The organism is Pseudarthrobacter sp. N5, assembly GCF_050157035.1.
Lineage (GTDB): Bacteria > Actinomycetota > Actinomycetes > Actinomycetales > Micrococcaceae > Arthrobacter.
On record NZ_CP189593.1, the window covers coordinates 790,679 to 812,294 of the forward strand.

Consider the following 21,616-nt stretch of genomic DNA (forward strand, 5'->3'; position numbering starts at 1 on the left):
TCCGTTCCTCATGAAAGGTTTAACTCACTCGTGAAATCAACTGGAAAGAGCCCCTTCCGGGGCGGGGGAATCCGGAAGGCTGCGGCACTGGCCGTCGGGCTGCCGTTGCTTCTCACATCGGTGGCGCTGGGCCCCGCCACAGCGGCCCCTCCCGCCGGGTCCGGCGCGGCAACACAGGCCAAAACCGCCAATCCGGCCGACTACAAAGACGGCCGCTACATTGTTGTCCTTGCCGGGAAAGCCGCAGCGGCCTACGAGGGCGGTACTTCCGGGCTGGCGGGGACCAGACCGCAACAGGGCCGCAAGCTTGAAGCCGGCGGCCAGAACTTCAAGGCCTATGATGCCCACCTCCGGAAGGAGCAGCGAGACGTCGCTGCCAAGCAGGGTGTCACACCGGCCAAGCAGTTCACTGCCGCCCTCAACGGCTTCGTTGCCGAGCTGACGGCACACCAGGCAGCTGAACTGGCCAAGGACAGCAAGGTCCTCGCTGTTTCCCCGGACGTTGAGAACTCCCCGGACTACACCACCACCGACTTCCTGAAGCTCACAGGTCCGGACGGCGTCTGGGCCAAGCAGTACGGCGGCGAAGCCAGCGCGGGCAAGGGCGTGGTGGTCGGAGTGATCGACACCGGCTACGCTCCGGACAACCCCTTCCTCCAAGGCGAGGCTGTCCAGCCCCTCAACGGCAAGGCACAGCCCGGCGTTCCGTACCGCACGGCGGACGGTCGGATCGCCATGCTGAAGTCCGACGGCACCACCTTCCAAGGTGAATGCCAGAAGGGCGTAGGCACCGGTGCGGCCTTTGACGGCAGCCTCTGCAACTCCAAAGTAGTCAGCGCGCGCTACTTCGCCGACACGTTCCTTCAGACCGTGGCCCCTGAGCACCGCGCGCGGCAGGAGCTCCTCTCCCCGGTTGACGTCGCCAGCCACGGCACGCACACCGCCAGCACCTCCGCGGGCAACGCGAACATCGAGCAGGTCATCGACGGCGCCAGCTTCGGCAAGAGCTCCGGTGTCGCACCGGCTGCCAAGGTCGCCGTGTACAAAATCTGCTGGGAAGATGACAACCCCGCCACGGGCGGCTGCTACACCTCCTCCTCGGTGGACGCCATCAACGCAGCCGTTACGGACGGCGTCGACGTCCTGAACTACTCCATTTCAGGCAACACCAACAGCACCTCCGATCCCGTGGCGCTGGCGTTCCTGAACGCGGCAGCGGCCGGTGTCTTTGTTTCGGCTTCTGCCGGTAACTCCGGCCCCGCCGTGTCCACCGTCAACCACGCATCCCCTTGGTTGACCACCGTTGCGGCCTCCACGTTCCCGAGTGACCTGCTGGGCACCGTCAAGGTTTCCGACGGCAGCCTTTACCGGGGCGCCTCCATCATGAAGACGGACGTCAACAATGCTCCGGTGGTTATCGCAGGCGACGCCGCAGCTGCCGGTGCTGCGGCTCCGAACCTCTGTGGCCCCGGCACACTGGACGCAGCCAAGGTCTCCGGCAAAGTTGTTGTCTGTGACCGCGGGGTAGTGGACCGTAAGGCCAAAAGCCTTGAGGTGCAAAACAAGGGCGGCGTTGGCATGATCCTGGTCAACGTGACCACCGGATCCGAAGACGCCGACAACCACTCGGTTCCCACCATCCACATCAACATCCCCAAGAGCCTGGACCTAAAGTCGAAGCTGGCCGGCAACCCGGCGTTGACGGTGAGCCTGGTCAAGGGAGACCTGACAGGGGATCCGCAGGCGCCTGCCCCGCAGATTGCCGGCTTCTCCTCCCGCGGGCCGAGCCTGGCTTCCGGTGGAGATCTTCTCAAGCCTGACATTTCCGCTCCGGGTGTGAACGTCCTCGCCGGCGTTTCCGCGATTGGAAACCACGGTGCGCAGTTCGGTTTTATGTCCGGTACCTCCATGGCCGCCCCGCACATTGCAGGGTTCGGCGCTCTGGTCCTGAGCAAGCAGCCCAAATGGACACCGGCAATGGTCAAATCCGCAATGATGACCACCGCCTACCCGCTGGTCAACGCTGACGGCACCGCCAACCGTGACCCCTTTGCCGGCGGTGCAGGTCATATTGATTCCACCCGGGTGCTGGATCCTGGCCTCGTTTACAACTCCGACGTCAATCAGTGGCTGGCGTTCCTGAACGGACAGGGTGTGGAAACAGGTTCCCCCGAGCTTGGCACCATCGCTGCCCGGGATCTGAACCTGCCATCCATTGCCCTTGGCAGCCTGGTGGGCGAGATCCAGGTCAAGCGGCAGCTGACCGCACTGGTTCCGGGCATGTACCGCCCCGAGGTTTCGATTCCTGGTGTTGCTGTCCACGTTGAGCCCCAGGCGCTGAACTTCGCCAAGGCCGGCCAGACCCGCGAGGTCACCATCACCATCAAAAACGTCAGTGCTCCGGTGGGTAAATTCACCACCGGAACCCTGACCTGGAAGGGCCCGCGGACTGTGAGCTCTCCCATCGCTGTCCGTCCGGTCGACGCCCGGATCGCACCGTCGTTCGCCTTTAGCTCTGCCACGGGCACAGGAAGTGGAACGCTGGATCTGGTCTCAGGCTCGGACAACCCCATCGCCGTTGCAGTGGAGGGCCTTGCTCCCCTGGCCCAGGTTGCCACCACCAAGACGCCCGGCGCGTATGCGCCCAGGACGGATGACCACAACCAGGTGGTTGCGGTAACCGTGCCGGCAGGTGCCAAGTTCGCACGATTGGGCATCCAGGCGGAGGTTGAAAACGTTGACTGGGACATGGTGGTCTACGGGCCAAACGGCACTGTCACCCAGGTGGCAACCGCGTCCGCCAGTGAATTCCTGGATCTGGACAACCCGCCAGCCGGCAGGTATTTCATTGCGGCGAACCTGTACTCCACGCCGGACAACGGGCCCGCCAATGCAAGGGTCCAGGCGGTATCGCTGTCCGGTGACGCACGCAACCTGACCGTCAATCCGAACCCGATCGTCGCCGCCAACGGCACTGCCACCACGGCGACGGCCAACTGGTCCGGGCTTTCCGACGGTTCCTACCTGGCACGTCTGAGCCTAGGGGATAACGGCATCAAAACCTGGGTGGGCGTGTCCGTGGGGGCAGGTGCGGCCTCGGCGCCGGCCGGTTCCCCTGCCGCTGTAGCCGTGGACGCCGTTCCCGTCAGTTGAGGCTCCAGCCGCAACTGAATGCCGTAACCGAATATCGCCAGTAGATTCAGGGAGATGTCCCGGGCAGCTCACAAACCGCCCGGGACATCTTTTTTTGTGAGTGGGCGGTTCGGATCAGATCTGGCCGGTGGAACCTGCGGTGCCACCCAGGAGCGGGGCAACGGCCCGCCACCGCGAGATCTCACAACCGTCCGTGAGGCTGAAACGGCAGTGCACCTGGCGTCCCAGGTAGCGGCCGGTCACCACGGCCACCTGCGGGCCGCCGTACTGCTGGGTACAGAGCATGTCCGGCCTGCGAACGGCGAAGAATGTTTCCGCACCGAAGCGTTCGACCGCGGCAAGCGCTGCTCCGGGGACCGGCAGGGTGGACTCCGGGGTTGGCTGACCCCCGCGGGCAACCAGCCGGAATTCGTAGGCGCGGGCACCAGGCGCATCGGTCAATGTGACGGTGAGATCGACGTCGGGTTCTGCATCCGGAGCGGTCATGCGGTTCCTCCCTGATCCTGGCCTTCCTGGGCCAAGGCATCCAGCAGCGGCGTCAGCGCCTGCAGGAGCCTGCCACGCAGTTCCTGGGCTTCGGCGGAGAACGAACGCTGGTGCTCGACGTACTGTGACTTGCCCTCGGCAGTCTCGATCCGGATGGGCGGGTAGCCCCACTCCGCCAGATCGTAAGGGGATGCCTGCATATCCATGGCCCGCACCCGCCAGGAGAGCTCGAAGCAATCCATCACCAGTTCGCTCGGCAGAGCCGGCGATAGCTTGTAGGCCCACTTGTAGAGATCCATGTTGGCGTGAAGGCAGCCGGGCTGCTCCATGGCCCGTTGGTTTTCCCGGCTGGGAGTCAGCTCGTTCAGCGGGGCGGCATCCGGTGTGTAGAACCGGAAGGCATCGAAGTGGGAGCAACGGATCCGGCTCTCCTCCACCACGCGGTCAGTGCCCGCAGCGCCCAGCCGAAGCTTCAGGTATTCATGCCGCAGTTCGAACTTGTCCTGCCGGTACACCATGGCCCATTCGTGCAGCCCGAAGCACCCGAACTGCGCCGGCCGGGCTGCGGTTCCGCGCAGGATGACGCCGGCGAACTGCAGCGCTTCCTTCCGCTCGGCCAGAAACGCCGGGCGGTTAAATGTCGCTGCAAGACTGCCCGCCGGCAGCCCCGCCGCGGCGAGTTCGCCGTCGTCGGGCACGCGGTAGTACTTCCAGCCGGCACGTGCGGCGGCTTCAGCGCCGGAAAGTACGACGTCGGCACCCGGGTGCCAGCGCAGCAGCTGGCCCGGTTTTTGGGTGTAGTAGGTAAAGAGGAAATCCTCCACCGGATGTTTCAGCCCCGCTGAGCGGCGGGCAAGGTATGGCTCGGCGTAGCGGCGGACGCGGTGCTGGTGGGCAACCTCGCGCGCTTGCCAGAGCGAGGAATCCAGCAACCTCAGCGCCGGAGCGCCTGGGGACGGCATCACAGTCACCGGCTCAGACCGCTCCGCCGGCACCCAGAATGTCCTTGGCAGCGTCCCACGCGCTGATTTCGCAGCCATCGCGCCGCGAGAAAGACGTGTCCACCGGTGTCACGTCCACGATGCCGGTGACGTTGGCCTGCTGCGGCCCGCCGTACTGCTGGGTACAGGCAACGTCCTTGCCGCGTGGTGCGGGGCTCAGGAGTGCGGCGTTGTTTTTGAGGGCGGCACAGGCGGCAGCGGCGGTGGGATGCTTGCTTTCGGCCGCGGGCACGCCGTCCCGGCACACCAGGGTGTAGCTGACTGCGGGTTCAGTCTCCGAAGGTTTGACCGTGATGGACAGTTCCGCGTTGCCGGCTCCCGGCCCTGCGGATCCGGGCGCCGGAGCGCTGGGTGCCGGAGCAGGGACGGTTGTTTCGGCGTCGGGGGGAGTGGTGGCCGATGGCGAGCTGCCGGCAGTGGCCGAAGATGAGGTGGAAGCCGAAGGGCCGGCGCTTCCAGAACCGCTGCCAGAACCTGTTCCAGGGGTGCAAGCGGCGAGCGCACTCACCGCCGCCACGGCGAGCATTGCCTGGATCAACAGCTTGCGCATTTAGCGGATCTCCTCAGTTTCTTCGAGTCTACCGCGGGTCCAGTGCGTTGGCCGGGCGCACTGCGACAGTCCACTGGCCGGCACCGGCAAGTTAGTTCATCGCCGGGTATCGATTATGCAGTTTCTCTCCGGTATGTTTCTCACAACACTGGATGCGGGGTAGGCCGCTGTGTTGTGGCTCCGTCATAGGGGACGGAATGCCCAGTTCGTGGGTCCGGCAACTCCGCCGGTCAGACTCTTAAGGAAGGCAGATCCCGAATGACGCACCAGTACAAGGGCTTCCACCCGGGCCGCACCAGTAGAATGGCAGCCGCAGTCACCTTGGGCCTGGCCATGATCGTGGCCCAGAGTCTCGCATCACCGGCGTTCGCCGCGCCGGCCCCTCCCTCCGGTCAAGCCGGAGCGGCCATCAGCGACACCGCGTTCGATGCCGGACACTACATCGTGATGCTCAAGGACAGACCGCTGGCCACCTACACAGGAGGTGTAGCCGGAATCCCGGGCACCGCCGTCGCCAAGGGCAAGAAACTTGATCCCGCCGCCGCCAATTCGCAAGAATACACGGCTCATCTGAAGTCCAAGCAGGACACTGTGGCCGCAGCCAAAGGCGTGGCCGTCTCCAAGAGCTACACGCTGGCCGTCAACGGCTTCAGCGCCGACCTCTCTGCCGGGCAGGCAAAAGCACTTTCCACAGACGCCGGTGTTGTCGCCGTAGTGAAGGACGCCCTGCACCAGGTGGACTATTCCAGTACGGACTTCCTGGGCCTGCCGGGCGCTGGGGGTGTCTGGGCTACGCAGTTCAAGGGCGAAGCCAACGCCGGCAAGGGCATCGTGGTGGGCGTACTTGATACCGGCTATTCACCTGACAACCCGTTTTTTGCCGGCCAGCAAGTCAAGCAGCTCTCCGGTTCTGCCAGGATGGGCGAGCCCTACAAATTGCCCGGCAACAAGATCGCCATGCTGAAGGCGGACGGCACCTCGTTTGTGGGCGCCTGCGAAAACGGCGACCACTTCTCCGGAAACGAGTGCAACAGCAAGGTCATCAGCGCCCGCTTCTACGACGATGCCTTCAAGGCTGCCATCCCGCGCTCGCTGCGCGCTCCGCAGGAATCCTATTCACCGCTCGACGTCGACAGCCACGGCTCCCACACTGCCAGCACAGCCGCCGGCAACAGTAACGTCAGCCAGATGGTTGGTGGGCGCGATTTCGGCAAGGGCTCGGGCGTTGCCCCTGCCGCCAAGATTGCCGTCTACAAGATCTGCTGGGAAGGAACCACTGCAGCCACCACAGGCTGCTTCGGTTCCAGCAGCATAGAAGCCATCGAGGATGCCATCACCGACGGCGTGGACGTCCTGAACTACTCCATTTCAGGCAACACTGATTCCACGGTTGACCCCGTGGCCATAGCTTTCCTCAACGCGGCCGCTGCCGGTATTTTTGTGGCCGCCTCCGCCGGTAACTCCGGTCCCGGCGCTAGCACCGTCAACCATGCCGGACCGTGGCTCACCAGCGTTGCCGCGTCCACCCACAACAGCAGCCTCCGTGGCACGGTGGAACTCTCCAACGGCAACAAATACTCAGGCGCCAGTGTGATGAACACCGAAGTGGTGGGCAGGCCGATCGCCTTGGCGCTCGACGTGAAGGCTGCGGCGGCAACTGCCACCAATGCAGCATTGTGTGCGCCCGGCTCACTGGATCCGGCACTGGCTGCCGGCAAGATTGTGATCTGTGACCGCGGGGTTGTGGACCGCACCGCCAAGAGTGCCACTGTGGCGCAGGCCGGGGGCGTCGGCATGGTGCTGGTCAACCTCACCTCCAGCTCCCTTGATGCGGATCTGCACAGCGTTCCTACGGTTCACCTCGACAGCCCCGCCATTAAGGCCGTTGTCCAGGCGGCCCCGGGACTCACCGCAAACCTGCGGAGTACAGACACTTCAGGTATTCCAGCCCCGCCGGTTCCGCAGATCGCCGGATTCTCTTCGCGCGGCCCCACCCTGGCCTCCAACGGTGACCTGCTGAAGCCGGACATTGCGGCTCCAGGTGTTGCCGTTCTGGCCGCCGTTTCCCCCATCGGTGCAGGCGGCGAAAACTTCGGCTTCCTGTCCGGAACCTCCATGGCATCCCCGCACATCGCCGGTTTTGGCGCCCTGCTGCTGGGCAAGAACCCGCTCTGGTCGCCGGCGGCCGTGAAGTCCGCCATGATGACCACCGCCTACGATCTTGTGGATGCCAACGGCGCCGCTATTCATGATGTGTTCGCCCAGGGTGCGGGCCACATTGACCCGGCACGGATTGCGACGCCGGGGTTGGTCTACGACGCCGGCATCACCGACTGGCTCGGCTTCATCCAGGGCCAGGGGTACGATCTTGGCGTCACTCCCATCGCCGCCAAGGACATCAATCTGCCGTCTATCGCTCTTGGCCGCCTGACCGGCACCCAGAGCGCCACCCGCACTGTGACGGCGCTGACCGCGGGGAGGTACACCGCCGCGGTGAACGTTCCGGGAATCACCGCGGCGGTGACACCCGCCAGCCTGACTCTCGCGGCCGGCCAGACTGCGAGCTTTACGGTGGAATTCACCAACGCCGGAGCAGCTTTGGACGAATTCGCAACGGGTTCGCTGACCTGGACCTCGGCCGCGAACACGGTACGGTCTCCGGTTGCCGTCCGGCCGGTGACAGTCATTGCACCGGCCACGGTGGATGCCACATCCGCGGGCGGAACAGGCAGCGTCGAGGTTCCGGTGACCTCCGGGACGTCCGCGCCGATCGACATCACAGTGAAGGGGCTGGCGAAGGCCAATTCGGCCGCAATCAGCCTGGTGCCGGGCCCGTCCGGCAATGCCACGGATGCCTCCAATGACGTCCGGACGTTTGCCGTCGGGGCAGGCACTTCCTTGGCTAAGTTCTCCGTGAACTCCGCTGATCCTGCGGCCGACTTCGATCTGTTTGTGGTCTCGCCGTCGGGGGTCCAGCACACGTCTGCCACGGCCGCGGCCAGCGAATCGGTGACGGTCAACAACCCGGAACCGGGCAAGTGGACAGTTATCAGCAACCTGTTCGCCAGCCCGGGCAATGCTGCAACCGCAGCGTCGGTCGAGGCTCTGTTGCTCGGCGGCGATGAAGGGAACCTGACGGTCACCCCGGATCCGCTGGTCCTGGCCAACGGGGCAAGCGGCAGCGTCGCGGCGAGCTGGTCCGGGCTGGAAGCAGGAAACTGGGTGGCTGTGCTCCGTTTCGGAAACGGTGCATCCACCCAGCTGAACCTGACAGTTAAAGGCCCGTAGGCACACCGACTACGAAGGACAACCACGACGGCGGCACGCACCTTGGGAGGGTGCGGGCCGCCGTCGGCCTTATCAGGTTTTTGCCGAGCGTTCTGCTGGTGCTTGCGTCAGGGCGCCGAGTTCGTGGCGGCGATCAGGCCCATCATGGCGGCGTGAATCTGCGCAACCTGTTCGCGTTTCAGGCCAAGCCTGGCCATCATGGCGCCAGGTACTTTCGTGGCCTGGTGGCGCAATGCCTTGCCGCTGACAGTGAGCTCCACGGCAAGCGCGCGTTCATTGCCCTCTGCCCGGCGCCGGGTGAGAAAGCCGGCGGATTCGAGCCTGCGGAGGAGCGGAGAAATGGTGGCGGGGTCCTGGGCCAGGGAGTCGCTGATGTCGCGGACGGTGCGGGGGCTCGACTCCCACAGGCAAAGCATCACCAGATACTGCGGATGGGTCAGACCCAGTTTGTCCAGCACCGGCTTATAGGCACCCACTACGCTCCGCGACGCCACGGTCAGGGCAAAACAGAGCTGGTGTTCCAGAAGGAGGTCTTCATCCGAGGCCGCGTCCCGGGAGGAAGCGACGGTGAGAGTTGTCATGGCGGGCCCCTTTCAATAGTTAATGCCCTAACTGTTAGCGTACACTTTAAACAGGAATTTGGTTCGGATGAGGAGTGGAAAGTGGCAAGAGAGAACGCGTCACAGCGGTTTATGCGGGCGACAGGAAAGCTCCGGGCGATTTTCGGTCCCGCCAGCCGCAGTTCTCTGGTTCACGACATGACCGAGCAAAACCGTGAGCTGTTGGCCCAGCGCGAGGCCGAAAGCCAGCAGTGGGAAACCCTGTACCGGCCGGACGGCAGCACCTATGTAGTTCCGAAGAATCCCGAGGACAAGTCCCTCCGCTAACCGCTATCGATTGTTCCGTGACGGCTCTTTGGGCCTTGGCGCGGGAATTTAGGGAGCGATCGGTGAAAGATCTTTTCCTTGGTGCCGGGCGTAAAATAGGGGAACTGGCAGCACCTGGTTCCGGTATCGCTGGACCTGTCAGCAGGGAAGGGGGTGGGGATGTGGGACGCGCACTGAGCGGCTTCATGCAGCGCACCAATAGGTTGCGGTTTTTCTTCGGCCCCGCGACACGGGGTGATACAGATTCGCCGGTTGTGCACAGGCATGACGACTTCGAGCTGGCTTCGGAAGCGGATCTGGCGCACTTTGACGTGGAGACCGATTCCAACGGCCACCACTACGCCGTCCGCAAGGACGACACCAAGTAGCGCGGCCTAGCGCCCGGTACCTCCGTACACGGTTGCTTCGTCTTCGCTGTCCAGTTCGAACGCGTTGTGGATGGCGCGGACGGCCTCGTCCAACAGATCAGCGTGCGTCACCACCGAGATGCGGATTTCCGAGGTGGAGATCATGTTGATGTTGATCCCCGCTGCAGACAGTGCGGCGAAAAAACGTGCTGAAACTCCCGGGTGTGAGCGCATGCCCGCACCGATCAGCGACAGCTTGCCGATCTGCTCGTTGTACTCGATGTTCTCGAATCCGATCTCCGGCTGCGCGGCACGGAGAGCCTCCAGGGCGTCGGCGCCTTCAACGATTGGCAGGGTGAAGGAAATATCGGTGCGGCCGGTGCCGTGGGTGGACACGTTCTGGACGATCATGTCGATGTTGGAGTGCGCGTCTGCAATGACCTGGAAGATCGCGGCGGCCTTGCCCGGAATGTCCGGTACACCCACAACGGTGACCTTGGCTTCGGAACGGTCGTGTGCAACGCCGGAGATGATTGGCTGCTCCAAGGCAACTCCCTCTTGAGTGGTGATCTTGTCGTCGGCGCTGGGCATGACCCAGGTGCCTTCGTTCTGGCTGAATGACGAGCGGACATGCAGGGGCACGCCGAAACGTCGGGCATATTCAACACAGCGCAGGTGCAGGATCTTGGCCCCGGAGGCCGCCAGTTCCAGCATTTCCTCGCTTGAAATCCTGTCGATTTTCTGGGCGGCGGGCACTACGCGCGGGTCAGCGGTGTAGATGCCGTCGACGTCTGTGTAGATCTCGCAGACATCGGCTTCCAACGCAGCCGCAAGTGCAACCGCCGTGGTGTCCGAGCCGCCACGACCCAACGTGGTGATCTCGTGGGTGGCGCGGCTCATGCCCTGGAATCCGGCAACAATCGCGATATGCCCCTTGTCCAGGGAAGTGCGGATGCGGTGAGGGTCGACGTCGATGATCCGGGCTTTGCCGTGGATACCGTCAGTGATCATGCCGGCCTGGGAGCCTGTGAATGACTGGGCGGAGGCACCCAGCTTGTTGATAGCCATGGCCAGGAGCGCCATGGAGATGCGTTCGCCGGCGGAGAGGAGCATGTCCATCTCGCGCGCCGGAGCGGAGTCAGTGACCTGTCCGGCCAGATCCAGGAGTTCGTCTGTGGTGTCGCCCATGGCGGAAACCACCACCACTACTTCGTTCCCGGCGTTCTGCGCATCCACCACACGCTTGGCAACCCGCTTAATGCCTTCGGCGTCTGCAACCGAGGAACCACCGAACTTCTGCACGATGAGCTGCTTGGTGAGGGCAGAGCCGACGGGCAATACCTGCGGTTCGGTCTGGACTTCGGTAGTGGGCATACTCATGCGCGTACCTTTACTGGATCAAATCGGCGTTCTGGAGGCCTGGCGGCCATTCGGCGCGACGGCGTAACTTGTGTTCCCAGTTTATCGCCGCCTGCCGTCCGGCGTTGAATTGTGACCGAATCTCAGCCCGTCTGTCCACCATCGCTTTCCCCGTTGCGCTATCACTTACAGTCCCCAATCCACCGGTTTGAGGCCCACAAGTGAGAGAGCAACCGGGGAAATCTGGCCTGGCGTACTATCGAATAGTCAGTATGCATTTGAATATTTACTCCGGGGGACAGGTGCACGAAGCATGCCAGTAGTTAAGGACATTTCTGACAGCCAGCCGCTGGCCGGTGGCGGTAACTCCGGCGGCATTTCCGGCGGGATCACGGCCACGGCGGTGAGCCGCAGCTTCGGTTCGGTCCACGCCGTCGAGCATATGGATTTCCACGCACCGGCGGGGAAGGTCACCGCATTGATCGGCCCAAACGGCGCCGGAAAGACAACGCTGCTCCTGATGCTGGCGTCGCTGCTGGCCCCTGATTCCGGCACCATCACGATCGGCGGCCTGGATCCGCAGCACCATCGCGCCGAAGTTCGTCTTCAGGTGGGCTGGATGCCGGACACCCTGGGCGTCTGGGAATCGCTGACGGCCCGCGAGATCCTCACCCAGATGGCACGTTTCTACCGGATGCCCAAAGCGGAGATCGCTTCCCGGGTGGCTGAAATGCTGGCCACGGTGCGGCTGGAAGAGCTTGCAGACCAGCCTGCGCGCGTCCTCTCGCGGGGCCAGCAGCAGCGGCTCAGCCTGGCGCGTGCCCTCATTCATGATCCCTCGGTGCTGCTCCTCGACGAGCCGGCGTCCGGGCTGGATCCAGGCTCCCGGGTGGAGCTGCGCAACATGCTGCGCCAACTTGCTGCAGCCGGGAAGGCCATAGTGGTTTCGTCCCACGTGCTGAGTGAACTGGACGAAATTGCCGATGGCGCGGTGTTCGTCAACCAGGGCCGCACGGTCCGGCAGCAGACCGTTGAGGAGGCAGGCGCAACAGGCCGGCGCTACGCCATTTCCGCTGCCAACGGCCCGGCGCTTTCTGCAAAGCTCAGCGAACTCGGTCTGGTGTTCCGCGAAGAGACCGGACGGCGCCCGGCCGTCAGTCTTATGCTTTTGAACGACGACGACGCCGGACGCCTCCTCCGCGACCTGGTGCTCGCCGACGTCGGGGTGACCGCCTTTGCCCCCGCCTCCGGCGCACTGGAGGAGACCTACATGAACCTGGAAGCGGAGCGACGATGAGCCAGAAAACAGAACTGCAGCACTCTGCCGCCCGGCCCAGCGCCGCAGGCTACTTCCGTGGTGTCCGCGATGTTGTTGTCCTGGAGATGAAGCAGCGGCTGCGCTCCCGGGGCTGGTACATCATGCTGGGCATCTGGTTTGCGCTGACCGGCATTGTTACCTGGCTGACCTGGGCCAGTTGGAATGCCGGCCGGGAGTACCAGCGCGGCTACCGCGATGTTGTGCCGGCGCAGTCCACCGGCCCGGGCTCAATGATCTTCGAAGTGGTGCTGGCCTTTGTGCTGCTGTTCGCCCTGCTAGTGGCCCCTGCGCTCTCAGCCAATGCCGTCAACGGGGACCGCGCCGGCGGCACGCTGGCCATTCTGCAGGTGACGCTGCTCAAGCCGGGGCAGATTCTGTGGGGCAAGTTTTTCGCCGCCTGGCTCGCAGCGCTTGCCTTCCTGATGGCCAGCACGCCGTTCCTCGTTTTCGGAGTGGTGCTCGGCGGCATGACGCCCGGCCACGTGATAGTGGCGTTGGTGATGCTGTCCGTTGAAGTGGGTGTTGTTTGCGCCATCGGGGTGGGTATCTCGGCTCTGGCCGGGCGTCCGCTGTTTTCGATCGTGATCACCTACCTGGCAGTTGCCGGGCTGGTGATCGGCACACTCATAGCGTTCGGGCTCGGCGTCGGCCTGACGCAGGGCACCGTGATGGCCAACGAGGCCCAGGGCCGGAACTACAGCGAGTATGCCCCGGGCAACGGCACTACGGGGCCGTCCTATTCCTGTGTTGGCGAACTCCGCGAGGAGCCCGCCACACACACCGAACGCGTTGCCTGGCTGATGGCCATGAACCCCTATGTGGTGGTAGCCGACGCCATTCCGTACCCGGATCGGAGCAAACAGCCGATGTACTACTCCGGCGGAATGATCGAGTCCATCAGCCAGGGCGCGCGGATGGCCATGGCCGGACCGGAGGGCACCTACCCGTGCGCCAACGGCGAGCCGAAGCCGCAGTACCTGAGCCAGACCACACCGCTGTGGCCGCTGGGGCTGGGACTGCAGCTGGCGTTGTCTGCCCTGCTGATGTGGCTGGGATGGCGCTCGCTGCGGACGCCGGCCCACCGGCTGGCACGGGGCACCCGTATCGCCTGAAGCCAGCGGCCTTCCTCCACTGGACATGCCCACCCTTCAGGCTCAGGATGGGACATGTAGCCAACATGTCTCCTCCAGAATGCTGGCAGTGGGCATGTCCATTGGATTGGAGGCTCGATCGGTGGCTGAGGATAAGAAGGACGCAGCGGCGCCGTCGTCCTACGAGCTGATCGGCCCCGGCGTCATTATTGATTTTCCTGACGGGGACGACGACGGCGGCCCACCCCCTGAGGGGCCCGTTGCTGTGGTGCTCCGGCTGGCGGTGCAGGATGCCCGCGTTGCGCTGGGACGGGCCCGGTTCTGGGTCATCTCTACGATTGCCATACTGGCGTCTTGGCTGGTTGCCGTGCCCGTGGTCCTCCTAATGTCAGGTGGGGGGTATCCGCCGGAGGTCCAGGGGTGGGGATATCTACTGACTTCAGCGTGCCTGACCCTGACCGCCTCGTTGCTGGCCACTCATTGGGGGCTTTCACGCCTACGCACCGGACCCGGGCAGGATTCAGGCACTGTGGACCATGCCCGGTCCAGCGGCCCGCTGCGTCCTTGGATTGCCGCCATGGGGCGCGGTCTGGTTTTTACGGCAGTGGCAACCGCTGTTTTGCTCGTCCTGGCCGTCAGCTCCGGTGGGCCAGTTGCCATTGCTGGCGTCGCCGCCGTCGTGATGTTGCTTGAATTTGTGGTGTTCAGCGCCATTGGTGCGGGCGCCGAATCGTGGTCCGAGCGGCGGCCGGCTGCCGTGGTGACCGGCTGGCTTGTAGGCCTGATTCTGGCGGTTGGCAACGTGGCGGCCGCAATTGCCTTGCTTCCGGCGGTCCGGGCCGACGAGCCGGTGTCCGTGGCCCTCAACGTCCAGCGTGACTACGGCAGCGAACGGCTGGTCTCCTACGAGTGCGCCGGCGAAATCGTGGGCGCCGCCGAGGTGTTCCATACTGAGCGGATCATCTGGCTGGCGGCCGCTAACCCGGTGGTGATCTTCGGGTTGCTGGCAGGCCAGGCTGTTGAAGGTGAGAATTCCATTGCTTGGCTGCCAGGGGAGCTGCAGGCTGCTGCGGAAGGGCCGTCCCGTCAGGTCGCCTGTGTCAACGCTGAAGAAATGGCCGAACCAGCCACGGAGCTTCCGCTGTCCTTCAGCGGTCCGGCGCTCCAGCTTGCCGTTGCGGGGGTGTTCCTGGCCGCAGGCGGAAGGGCAGCCCGCAGACGGCAGCAGGCCGCCGTCAGCTGATGGTCCCTCAGCTCATGTTGCGAGGCCGGTCCAGTCTGTAACGCCACGACGGCAGTCCCTTGCCATGGCTGTCCTGGTCCGCCGGGAAATGGTGATCCCTCGTGAAGCCGAGGGTCTCCAATAACTTGCGGGACGCAAGATTGGGTTCGTAGACACCGGCATAGATGGTTCGCGTGCCGCGGTCGCCGAACAGCCACGCCACCAGGGCGGCTGCGGCTTCGCTGCCGTACCCGCTGCCGTGGTGGTCGGGGTGCAGGATGTAGCCCAGTGCGGCGTGGTCTGCGGGTATCTTCCCGGGCAGGGGCGGGTTGGAGCTGTTCCACGCCCGGGCATCGCCAATAACCTCCCCGGTTGCCCGGAGCTCTATCGCCCAGCCGAGGTGGAACCATTCCGCCGTGGAAGCCTCAGCGTGTGCCAGCTGTTCGCTCAGCCGCACGCTGTTTTCCTCCACGGACAACGGTTCGTGGGAGAGATAGCGGGTGGCAGTCTGGTGACCGCGAAAACGGTGGAGGGCGGCAGCGTCGTGCTTCGTCAGGAGACGCAGCTTCAGACGCTTAGTGAGGATCGGGGAGATCAGTTCCATGGTCCCTATCCAGGTTCCGGCGGCAAGGGCAGGTCACGTAAGGGCATTGCGGCGGCCTTCGAAGGCCCGGCCTAGCGTGACTTCGTCCGCATATTCAAGGTCCCCGCCGACGGGTAGTCCGGAGGCGAGGCGGGTGACAATAATGCCGATTGATTTGAGCATACGCGCCAGATAGGTGGCGGTGGCTTCGCCCTCCAGATTGGGGTCCGTAGCGATAATGACTTCCTGGATGGCACTGTCGTTGAGACGGGTGAGGAGCTCGCGGATCCTGAGCTGTTCCGGTCCGATCCCGGCGATCGGGTTAATGGCCCCGCCCAGAACGTGGTACCGGCCGCGGAAGGACCGGGTGCGCTCAACGGCGAGGACGTCCTTGGACTCTTCCACGACGCAGATAACCGAGGGATCCCGGCGCGGGTCCCGGCAGATATTGCACAGCTCCTGCTCGGTGACGTTGCCGCAGACCGTGCAGAACTTCACGCGTTCCTTGACCATGGTGATGGCGTCGGCCAGGCGTTTCATGTCCTGGGGATCGGCGTCGAGGATGTGGAAGGCCAGCCGTTGGGCGGACTTGGGCCCCACGCCGGGAAGGCGGCCGAGCTCGTCGATCAGCTCTTGAACTGCACCTTCGTACACAATTTCCTCGTTCTATTGGCTTGGATGGTTTAGAAGCGGGGCGTCAGGGGGCTGCCGTCGAGGGAGCGTTCCTCGATCAGCTTTCCGCCCAGAATACGCTCCACTGCGGCACGGCCGAAGACTCCGGATTCCTCAATTGTTTCGTCGTCGGCGCTAGGGACGTCCTGGACATACTTTGCACCGGAGGCTGCGGTGCGGGCCGGAGCCTTAGCGCGGCCCGCCTCTGCTTCCGGGCTGTTGGACAGCCGCTGGTACAGGCTTTGCCGCGTTGCCGATGCAGCCGTCGTGGTGACAGCTGCCAATGGCGGAGCGGCCTGCGCCTGGCCGGGCTGAGCCGGCTCGGCCTGAGCCTGGCCCGGCTGGGTCTGGGCGGCGGCCATCGCATAGACCGGGGCTGTGACCGCGGCGGATGCCATGGTGGCGTAGACCGGTGCGGTAACCGGAGCTTCAGCCGGTGCCGGCGCCGAGTCAGGGGCTGGGCTCGCGGACGTTTGTTCACTGCCCTGTGCCGGCGCTGCCCAAGGATCCTGATCGGCGGCAGCCTGCGGAGCCGGGGGGGCCTTGGGAACCGGGGTTGCAGCCGCGGGCACGATGGGCGGGATCTGTGCTGTGGCGGGTGCGTAGTACGGTGGTCCATCCTCGGCGGCAGCTACCGATTCCGTGGCTTGCGCAGACGCGTTGGAGTACGCCCCCACATTGGTTTCGGTGCCGGTAAGCCAGATGCCCGGCGCCTGCTCGGTTGCGCGCGCCCACGCATCCTTGGAGACGTCCGGTGTGGGAGGACCGGTCGTGGCTGCGCCCGCCTTGGCAGCGGTGGCACCGGCGGTTTTTGCTGACTTGGAACCCGAGGCGCTCCGGTCTTTGGCGGCAGTCTTGCGGGCGGCGGCGGTTTTAGTGCCGGCGGTTTTGGCGGGGGCGGCTGTGTCAGCGGCTGCCTGCCGGGACGGCACCGGCGCCGAGGGGTCCCAGTCCAACGGAGGTTCCTCGTCGAGTGGCGGAGCGTCCTCGTCCCGGGGCGGACCCCAGTCATCGTCCGGGTATGAGTACGAGCCCGAGGATTCGTGGCCCTGTCCGGACTGGTCCCCGGGAGGCTCGGCCCGGGACGTTTCCTGTTGGGCTGCGTCGACGTCCGCCGCCAGCGCCGCAGGTGCTTCAGTCACAGCAGTCCGCCCAGGCACAGGAACGGCCTCGGGCACTTCGGTGACAGCGACCTTTGCCGAGGACGATCCCGGCGCGGGTGCGTGTGCGGGCGTGGGTGCGTCGTGTACCGGGGCAGCGCGAGTCTCTGATTCTTGGTCCGCTGAAGTCACGGAGGTGCCGGCGCCGGCCGTAGCTGAGTTGGCTTGCACACCAGAATTGCTCTGCTCTACGGGCGTGAGACCCCAATCGGTATCCGTGGACGTTACCGGGGCTGCCCGGCTAGCGGGCGCTTTTGGGTTTGGCTCAGAGCTCGCTGCGCTGTTGATTCCACCGGCAACGGGGACAATCTGGCAATCCAAGCCGAGGACGTCGTGAATGGCCTTGCGCAGGTTATCGCTGTAGACGCCGCGGCTGAAAGTCCCGGCGAGCCCTTCAGTGGTGAACGCCAGAGTCAGTGTCTGTCCGTCGAAGCCACGCGGCTGGGAGTTCGGCTGGATCAGGGACCATGAGCTGCGCTTGATGATAGCGAGCCTCTGCAGGATTTCCGGCCATGCGCGGCGAATGACTTCGATTTCAGCAGCAGGACCAGCACCGGTTCCAGCACCGGATAGGGGAGCTGATACCGGGCTGGCTGCTGCCGGCTCAGGCATTGGTGCGGGTGCCGCCTCCGGCGATCGAGCTTGGCGACTTCCTGAGGCTTCGGGCTTCTGACGAGTGTTTGGTGCCGGCTCGTCCACCGGCCAGTCGCTGGTGCTGACTCGCGGTGCAACGAGAGGCTGACGCGTCTCGACTCCCGGGGTTTCGGCAGACGTGGTGTCCAAAGGCTCAGCCACGGGTGTTTCCGGTGTTCGAGCTTGTCGGGATCCGGCCGTTTCGGAGGGCGAAACCGCAGGCAAAACAGCGGGGGCGGGGCCGACGGCGGCAGCGGGAGCGCCGACGTCGTTCCCGGCGTAATTCATACGGCGCTCAACGCGGTCGATCCGAGCGGCAATGCCGCGCTCCGTCTGTTCCGAGCTGGGCAGCAGGATGCGGGCGCACAGCAGCTCAAGGTGCAGCCGCGGTGACGTTGCTCCGGTCATCTCAGTGAGCGCTGTGTTGGTGACGTCGGCCGCGCGGGACAGCTCGGATGCGCCAAGGTTGTGGGCTTGGTTCTGCAGCCTGGCGATCTGGTCTGCGGGCATACCTCGGAGGATCGACTGCGCGCTTTCCGGCATGGCCTGGACGATGATGAGATCGCGGAAGCGTTCCAGCAGATCCTCAACGAAGCGGCGCGGATCGTGGCCGGTCTGGATGACCCGGTCCACGGCGCGGAACACGGTGGCTGAATCCGAGGCAGCCACGGCTTCAATAACATCGTCAAGCAGGGACGCGTGGGTGTAGCCGAGCAGGGCGACGGCGAGCTCATAGTTCAAACCGTCAGCTCCTGCACCCGCCATCAGCTGATCCAGCACGGAGAGCGAGTCACGCACGGAGCCTCCGCCGGCCCGGATCACCAGCGACAGCACGCCCGGCGCCACGGGCACGTTTTCCTGGCTGCAGAGCAGCTCGAGATACGCCATGAGCGGCTCGGGCGGCACCAGTCTGAAGGGGTAATGGTGGGTACGGGACTTGATGGTGCCGATGACCTTGTCCGGCTCCGTGGTGGCGAAGATGAACTTGATGTGTTCCGGCGGCTCTTCAACGATCTTCAGCAGGGCGTTGAATCCCTGTGGCGTGACCATGTGGGCTTCATCGATGATGAAGATCTTGTAGCGGTCGCGGACCGGAGCGTACGTGGCACGCTCGCGGAGATCGCGGGCGTCGTCCACTCCGCCGTGGCTGGCGGCGTCGATCTCGATGACATCGAGCGAGCCGGATCCGCCGCGGGCCAGCTCGATGCAGCTGGGGCACTTGCCGCAGGGGGTGTCAGTGGGGCCCTCGGCGCAGTTCAGGCAGCGGGCCAGGATACGGGCGGAGGTGGTTTTGCCGCAGCCGCGGGGGCCCGAGAAGAGGTAGGCGTGGTTCACGCGGTTCTTGCGCAGGGCCGTCATGAGCGGCTCGGTGACATGTTCCTGCCCGATAACGTCCGCGAAAGAGTCGGGGCGGTATCTGCGGTACAGAGCAGTAGTAACAGTCACAGGGGAAGCCTACCTATAGGGACTGACATTTAAATAAGAGACCCCTCATGCACCCGCCAGAGCCCATCTACCCTTGCTACCTTCCGGTCCTGGGGGAGTTCAACAGGATGACGCCACATGAGGGGCCGTCGTCAAGCTTACCCGAAGTTTGAGTGCCGCTCGAATCGCCTGTGCCACATGGAATGACTGACGTGCGACGGCGGCTGGTGAGGGCCCAGGAGCCGCTCGCCTTGGGGTGGCAGCTACGGATGGCCGCTGTCCGCGGCTTTGGCGAAGGCATTCGGCTCAAGCGGGTCTGGACGCGGCACTGGGGGCCATTGAGGACATCCGGGCTCTGGGCATCGAATGTACTGTCAGTGGGGCCGGATTTCGTAACGAGTACAGAGATTGCCGAACGGCTCAATGTCCCTCGGCAGGCTGTTGCCCTTTGGGCCTCCGGGAAGCGTCATCCCGACACTGATTTTCCGTCCTCCGCATTCATGCGGGCGCCACGCTGTGGTGCTGGTCAGAAGTTGCCGCATATGCAGAGGCGGCCGGCCAGGGTGGCGGTGAGGGCTTCCGGCTGCCGACATGGGACGAGGTGGCGATCATCAACCGGCGTTGGGCCATGGCTCGTCATCCTGCCCTGGTCTGAGCGTTTGCTGCCAGCCATCAATTCTCGGGTGATAGTTGGGCTCAACGCCACCCGTCCACCGGCCAGCTCATGAATGCCGGCTCCTCATAGGGGTGCGCGGCGCGCAAAGCCAGCACCACGCCGTCGAGCATTCCGTCCTCAACCACGCACTCAATCCGCAGTTCCGGCACCCGCTCAACCACGCCAACCTCGCCGATATAAGGCGTCGCGCCGGCCAGCGGAGTGAAGCGTCCCGTGCCCGAGGAGGTGAACGAGCAGTGCGAATAGTCACCCATTCTTCCGGCCCCCGCATCGCCGATCGCAGCCATGACGGCGTCGGCATGGGCTTCGGGAACATACATCACCAGGGCGTGCAGCTGCGTCATGATGCCATCCTGCCAGCCCCGATCATGTAAGCGCTGACACTTTTCATTGCTTATCCGCGTCGCAGGGCGGACTATAGATATGTACACCGATTGGGGCAATCTCAAGATTGTGAGCTGCGGGGCCTGGAGGGTTGGCCGGACCCAGCAGCTCAACGGTGATATCGGAGGAATGGACGCATTGGGGGCGTCCATTTTGACGTTAAGGGCCACTGACTCCGTGTTGAAGGCGGCTCCCGGCACAGATCACACCCGGACGGCGCCGATTCCTCAATTGGGCGATGCCGAAAAGTTCAGGTATTCTAGTATCTGCTTTTGATTCAGAAGCAGCTGGAGAATTCGCCTAGCGGCCTATGGCGCACGCCTGGAACGCGTGTTGGGTTCACGCCCTCGGGGGTTCAAATCCCCCATTCTCCGCGTTTGGCCCCGGTCCTTGGACCGGGGCCTTTTTGCGTCCGCGGGCATTCAGTCCGCCAAAAATCGGCGTTATAGGCCAGAAATCTCTACAAGAGTCCCAGCCTGCGCAACCGCTGCCGGGCGGCCAGCTCGCTGGGGCCAACTCTCCCCAGCGCAAGACGTACGACGCCGAGAGTCACCTTCGTGGCCAGCCTCACCGGCAGGGGTATGGGGCCTAGCCGTGCCGTCCGGAGTCCGAGCAGCTCGCGGTACTTCGGTTCCAGGCTTGTCACGGCGGCGGCGAACAGCACCCGATAGCCGGGCCGGAGGATCGGATGAAGTGGCGGGTCACGGATGAAGGCCACCGTCTGCGCGACCCGTTCGTCCGAGCGGAGGCGCCCGTCGTCGTACCAGCTGTCAAGCTGCTGCCGCATTGCGGCCTCGCTGAGCGGAGGATCGTCCACGCCCATCAGCCGCCCGGCCTGTGCCCATTCGCGGACGTAGGCGTCGGGGCCGCCGGGAATGCTGCGGCCCCAGATCCGATGGGCGGAAAGAAACGCATCGGTGAAGGCAATGTGCACCCAGCGGAGCAATTCAGGATCGTTCGCGGCATACGGGCGGACAATGCCTTGATTGTCCACGTAGTCGCCGCGCACGGATTCGTGCAGGCGCAGTACCCAGTTCGAGGCCTCCCGCGCAGCCGATCTTGAGCCGTAGGACACCGTGAAAATCCAGCGGATCGTTCGGGCCAGCCTTCCCAGCGGGTCCTCGCGGAAGCTTGAGTGATCATGGACTCCTGCCAGGACGCCCGGGTGCAGCGCCTGCATGAGCAGCGCGCGGATGCCGCCAACGATGGTCGGCATTGCCCCGTGAACCGCCCACACGGCAGAACCCGGCAGGTGATATCCGGCGTCGTCACCCTCCGCCAGCCGAGGCACCCATTCCGGCGTGGATTCCGGATGCCCGGTAAGCGCCCGCTTGAGTTCGGCCTGCCATTCCGTGAGGAAATTGCCCATGATCCATTGTCG

Annotated in this window: 17 protein-coding genes, 1 tRNA gene and 1 other RNA gene; 8 read left to right on the forward strand and 11 right to left on the reverse strand. The window is 64.6% G+C overall.

Annotated features, from left to right (window positions below):
- The first annotated feature begins 30 nt into the window (after positions 1 to 30).
- Positions 31 to 3,153: a S8 family serine peptidase gene (locus ACQCST_RS04035; RefSeq protein ID WP_426998061.1), complete on the forward strand. Its 3,123-nt coding sequence runs from the start codon at positions 31 to 33 to the stop codon at positions 3,151 to 3,153.
- 114 nt (positions 3,154 to 3,267) lie between these two features.
- On the opposite strand, the gene ACQCST_RS04040 is transcribed toward ACQCST_RS04035, so the two are convergent.
- From ACQCST_RS04040 to ACQCST_RS04050, 3 genes are read right to left on the reverse strand one after another with little or no spacing between them, the layout of a single operon-like run.
- Positions 3,268 to 3,639 (reverse strand): serine protease inhibitor, encoded by a 372-nt coding sequence (locus ACQCST_RS04040; RefSeq protein ID WP_426998062.1) that lies wholly within the window; start codon positions 3,637 to 3,639, stop codon positions 3,268 to 3,270.
- A complete protein-coding gene (locus ACQCST_RS04045; protein WP_426998063.1) occupies positions 3,636 to 4,601 on the reverse strand; it encodes a 3-methyladenine DNA glycosylase in 966 nt (321 codons plus the stop codon). The genes ACQCST_RS04040 and ACQCST_RS04045 overlap by 4 nt, the downstream gene beginning before the upstream one ends.
- A 13-nt stretch (positions 4,602 to 4,614) precedes the next feature.
- Entirely contained in the window at positions 4,615 to 5,190 is a 576-nt protein-coding gene (locus tag ACQCST_RS04050; RefSeq protein ID WP_426998064.1) for a serine protease inhibitor, read from the reverse strand.
- Between the two features lie 258 nt (positions 5,191 to 5,448).
- On the opposite strand from ACQCST_RS04050, the gene ACQCST_RS04055 reads away from it, so the two are divergent.
- Entirely contained in the window at positions 5,449 to 8,478 is a 3,030-nt protein-coding gene (locus tag ACQCST_RS04055; RefSeq protein ID WP_426998065.1) for a S8 family serine peptidase, read from the forward strand.
- A 107-nt stretch (positions 8,479 to 8,585) separates the two neighbouring features.
- Here ACQCST_RS04055 and ACQCST_RS04060 read toward each other — a convergent pair whose 3' ends face one another.
- Positions 8,586 to 9,059 carry a MarR family winged helix-turn-helix transcriptional regulator gene (locus tag ACQCST_RS04060; RefSeq protein WP_426998066.1) on the reverse strand — a complete coding sequence of 158 codons (474 nt, stop codon included), beginning with the start codon at positions 9,057 to 9,059 and terminating at the stop codon, positions 8,586 to 8,588.
- Positions 9,060 to 9,170: 111 nt separating this feature from the next.
- On the opposite strand from ACQCST_RS04060, the gene ACQCST_RS04065 reads away from it, so the two are divergent.
- Both ACQCST_RS04065 and ACQCST_RS04070 read left to right on the forward strand, forming a co-directional pair.
- A complete protein-coding gene (locus tag ACQCST_RS04065; RefSeq protein ID WP_426999068.1) occupies positions 9,171 to 9,365 on the forward strand; it encodes a hypothetical protein in 195 nt (64 codons plus the stop codon).
- Positions 9,366 to 9,550: 185 nt separating this feature from the next.
- Positions 9,551 to 9,733, forward strand: a complete 183-nt coding sequence (locus ACQCST_RS04070) for a hypothetical protein (protein WP_426999069.1) — start codon at positions 9,551 to 9,553, stop codon at positions 9,731 to 9,733.
- Positions 9,734 to 9,739: 6 nt separating this feature from the next.
- On the opposite strand, the gene ACQCST_RS04075 is transcribed toward ACQCST_RS04070, so the two are convergent.
- Positions 9,740 to 11,092, reverse strand: coding sequence for an aspartate kinase (locus ACQCST_RS04075; protein ID WP_426998067.1), 1,353 nt, complete (start codon positions 11,090 to 11,092; stop codon positions 9,740 to 9,742).
- Positions 11,093 to 11,384: 292 nt separating this feature from the next.
- On the opposite strand from ACQCST_RS04075, the gene ACQCST_RS04080 reads away from it, so the two are divergent.
- The 3 genes from ACQCST_RS04080 to ACQCST_RS04090 all read left to right on the forward strand — a co-directional run bounded on the left by ACQCST_RS04080 (position 11,385) and on the right by ACQCST_RS04090 (position 14,723).
- Positions 11,385 to 12,368: an ABC transporter ATP-binding protein gene (locus ACQCST_RS04080; protein ID WP_426998068.1), complete on the forward strand. Its 984-nt coding sequence runs from the start codon at positions 11,385 to 11,387 to the stop codon at positions 12,366 to 12,368.
- Positions 12,365 to 13,501: an ABC transporter permease gene (locus tag ACQCST_RS04085; RefSeq protein WP_426998069.1), complete on the forward strand. Its 1,137-nt coding sequence runs from the start codon at positions 12,365 to 12,367 to the stop codon at positions 13,499 to 13,501. Before ACQCST_RS04080 ends, ACQCST_RS04085 begins: the two co-directional genes overlap by 4 nt.
- Positions 13,502 to 13,622: 121 nt before the next feature.
- On the forward strand, positions 13,623 to 14,723 hold the full coding sequence (locus tag ACQCST_RS04090; protein WP_426998070.1) for a hypothetical protein: 1,101 nt from the start codon (positions 13,623 to 13,625) through the stop codon (positions 14,721 to 14,723).
- 7 nt (positions 14,724 to 14,730) lie between these two features.
- On the opposite strand, the gene ACQCST_RS04095 is transcribed toward ACQCST_RS04090, so the two are convergent.
- The 5 genes from ACQCST_RS04095 to ACQCST_RS04115 all read right to left on the reverse strand — a co-directional run bounded on the left by ACQCST_RS04095 (position 14,731) and on the right by ACQCST_RS04115 (position 20,195).
- On the reverse strand, positions 14,731 to 15,306 hold the full coding sequence (locus tag ACQCST_RS04095) for a GNAT family N-acetyltransferase (protein WP_426998071.1): 576 nt from the start codon (positions 15,304 to 15,306) through the stop codon (positions 14,731 to 14,733).
- Positions 15,307 to 15,339: 33 nt separating this feature from the next.
- The gene (gene recR, locus ACQCST_RS04100) at positions 15,340 to 15,939 is read right to left on the reverse strand and encodes a recombination mediator RecR (RefSeq protein ID WP_426998072.1); all 600 of its coding nucleotides are present in this window, start codon (positions 15,937 to 15,939) and stop codon (positions 15,340 to 15,342) included.
- Positions 15,940 to 15,968: 29 nt separating this feature from the next.
- Entirely contained in the window at positions 15,969 to 19,196 is a 3,228-nt protein-coding gene (locus ACQCST_RS04105) for a DNA polymerase III subunit gamma and tau (RefSeq protein WP_426998073.1), read from the reverse strand.
- 33 nt (positions 19,197 to 19,229) lie between these two features.
- Positions 19,230 to 19,326: signal recognition particle sRNA small type (ffs, locus tag ACQCST_RS04110), an RNA gene on the reverse strand.
- A 545-nt stretch (positions 19,327 to 19,871) separates the two neighbouring features.
- Positions 19,872 to 20,195, reverse strand: a complete 324-nt coding sequence (locus ACQCST_RS04115; RefSeq protein ID WP_426998074.1) for a hypothetical protein — start codon at positions 20,193 to 20,195, stop codon at positions 19,872 to 19,874.
- A 329-nt stretch (positions 20,196 to 20,524) separates the two neighbouring features.
- Between ACQCST_RS04115 and ACQCST_RS04120 the strand changes: the two genes are divergently transcribed.
- Positions 20,525 to 20,609, forward strand: a tRNA-Ser gene (locus ACQCST_RS04120).
- A gap of 86 nt (positions 20,610 to 20,695) precedes the next feature.
- Here ACQCST_RS04120 and ACQCST_RS04125 read toward each other — a convergent pair.
- Positions 20,696 to 21,604, reverse strand: a complete 909-nt coding sequence (locus ACQCST_RS04125) for an oxygenase MpaB family protein (protein ID WP_426998075.1) — start codon at positions 21,602 to 21,604, stop codon at positions 20,696 to 20,698.
- Between the last annotated feature and the right edge of the window lie 12 nt (positions 21,605 to 21,616).

Excerpts from the sequence above, each read along its gene's own strand:
- ACQCST_RS04060 (WP_426998066.1), bottom strand. The coding sequence starts at position 9,059 with ATGACAACTCTCACCGTCGCTTCCTCCCGGGACGCGGCCTCGGATGAA.
- ACQCST_RS04115 (WP_426998074.1), bottom strand. The coding sequence starts at position 20,195 with ATGACGCAGCTGCACGCCCTGGTGATGTATGTTCCCGAAGCCCATGCC.
- ACQCST_RS04055 (WP_426998065.1), top strand. The coding sequence starts at position 5,449 with ATGACGCACCAGTACAAGGGCTTCCACCCGGGCCGCACCAGTAGAATG.
- ACQCST_RS04040 (WP_426998062.1), bottom strand. The coding sequence starts at position 3,639 with ATGACCGCTCCGGATGCAGAACCCGACGTCGATCTCACCGTCACATTG.
- ACQCST_RS04045 (WP_426998063.1), bottom strand. The coding sequence starts at position 4,601 with ATGCCGTCCCCAGGCGCTCCGGCGCTGAGGTTGCTGGATTCCTCGCTC.
- ACQCST_RS04065 (WP_426999068.1), top strand. The coding sequence starts at position 9,171 with ATGCGGGCGACAGGAAAGCTCCGGGCGATTTTCGGTCCCGCCAGCCGC.
- ACQCST_RS04050 (WP_426998064.1), bottom strand. The coding sequence starts at position 5,190 with ATGCGCAAGCTGTTGATCCAGGCAATGCTCGCCGTGGCGGCGGTGAGT.
- ACQCST_RS04085 (WP_426998069.1), top strand. The coding sequence starts at position 12,365 with ATGAGCCAGAAAACAGAACTGCAGCACTCTGCCGCCCGGCCCAGCGCC.
- ACQCST_RS04125 (WP_426998075.1), bottom strand. The coding sequence starts at position 21,604 with ATGGGCAATTTCCTCACGGAATGGCAGGCCGAACTCAAGCGGGCGCTT.
- ACQCST_RS04080 (WP_426998068.1), top strand. The coding sequence starts at position 11,385 with ATGCCAGTAGTTAAGGACATTTCTGACAGCCAGCCGCTGGCCGGTGGC.
- ACQCST_RS04095 (WP_426998071.1), bottom strand. The coding sequence starts at position 15,306 with ATGGAACTGATCTCCCCGATCCTCACTAAGCGTCTGAAGCTGCGTCTC.
- ACQCST_RS04075 (WP_426998067.1), bottom strand. The coding sequence starts at position 11,092 with ATGAGTATGCCCACTACCGAAGTCCAGACCGAACCGCAGGTATTGCCC.
- ACQCST_RS04070 (WP_426999069.1), top strand. The coding sequence starts at position 9,551 with ATGCAGCGCACCAATAGGTTGCGGTTTTTCTTCGGCCCCGCGACACGG.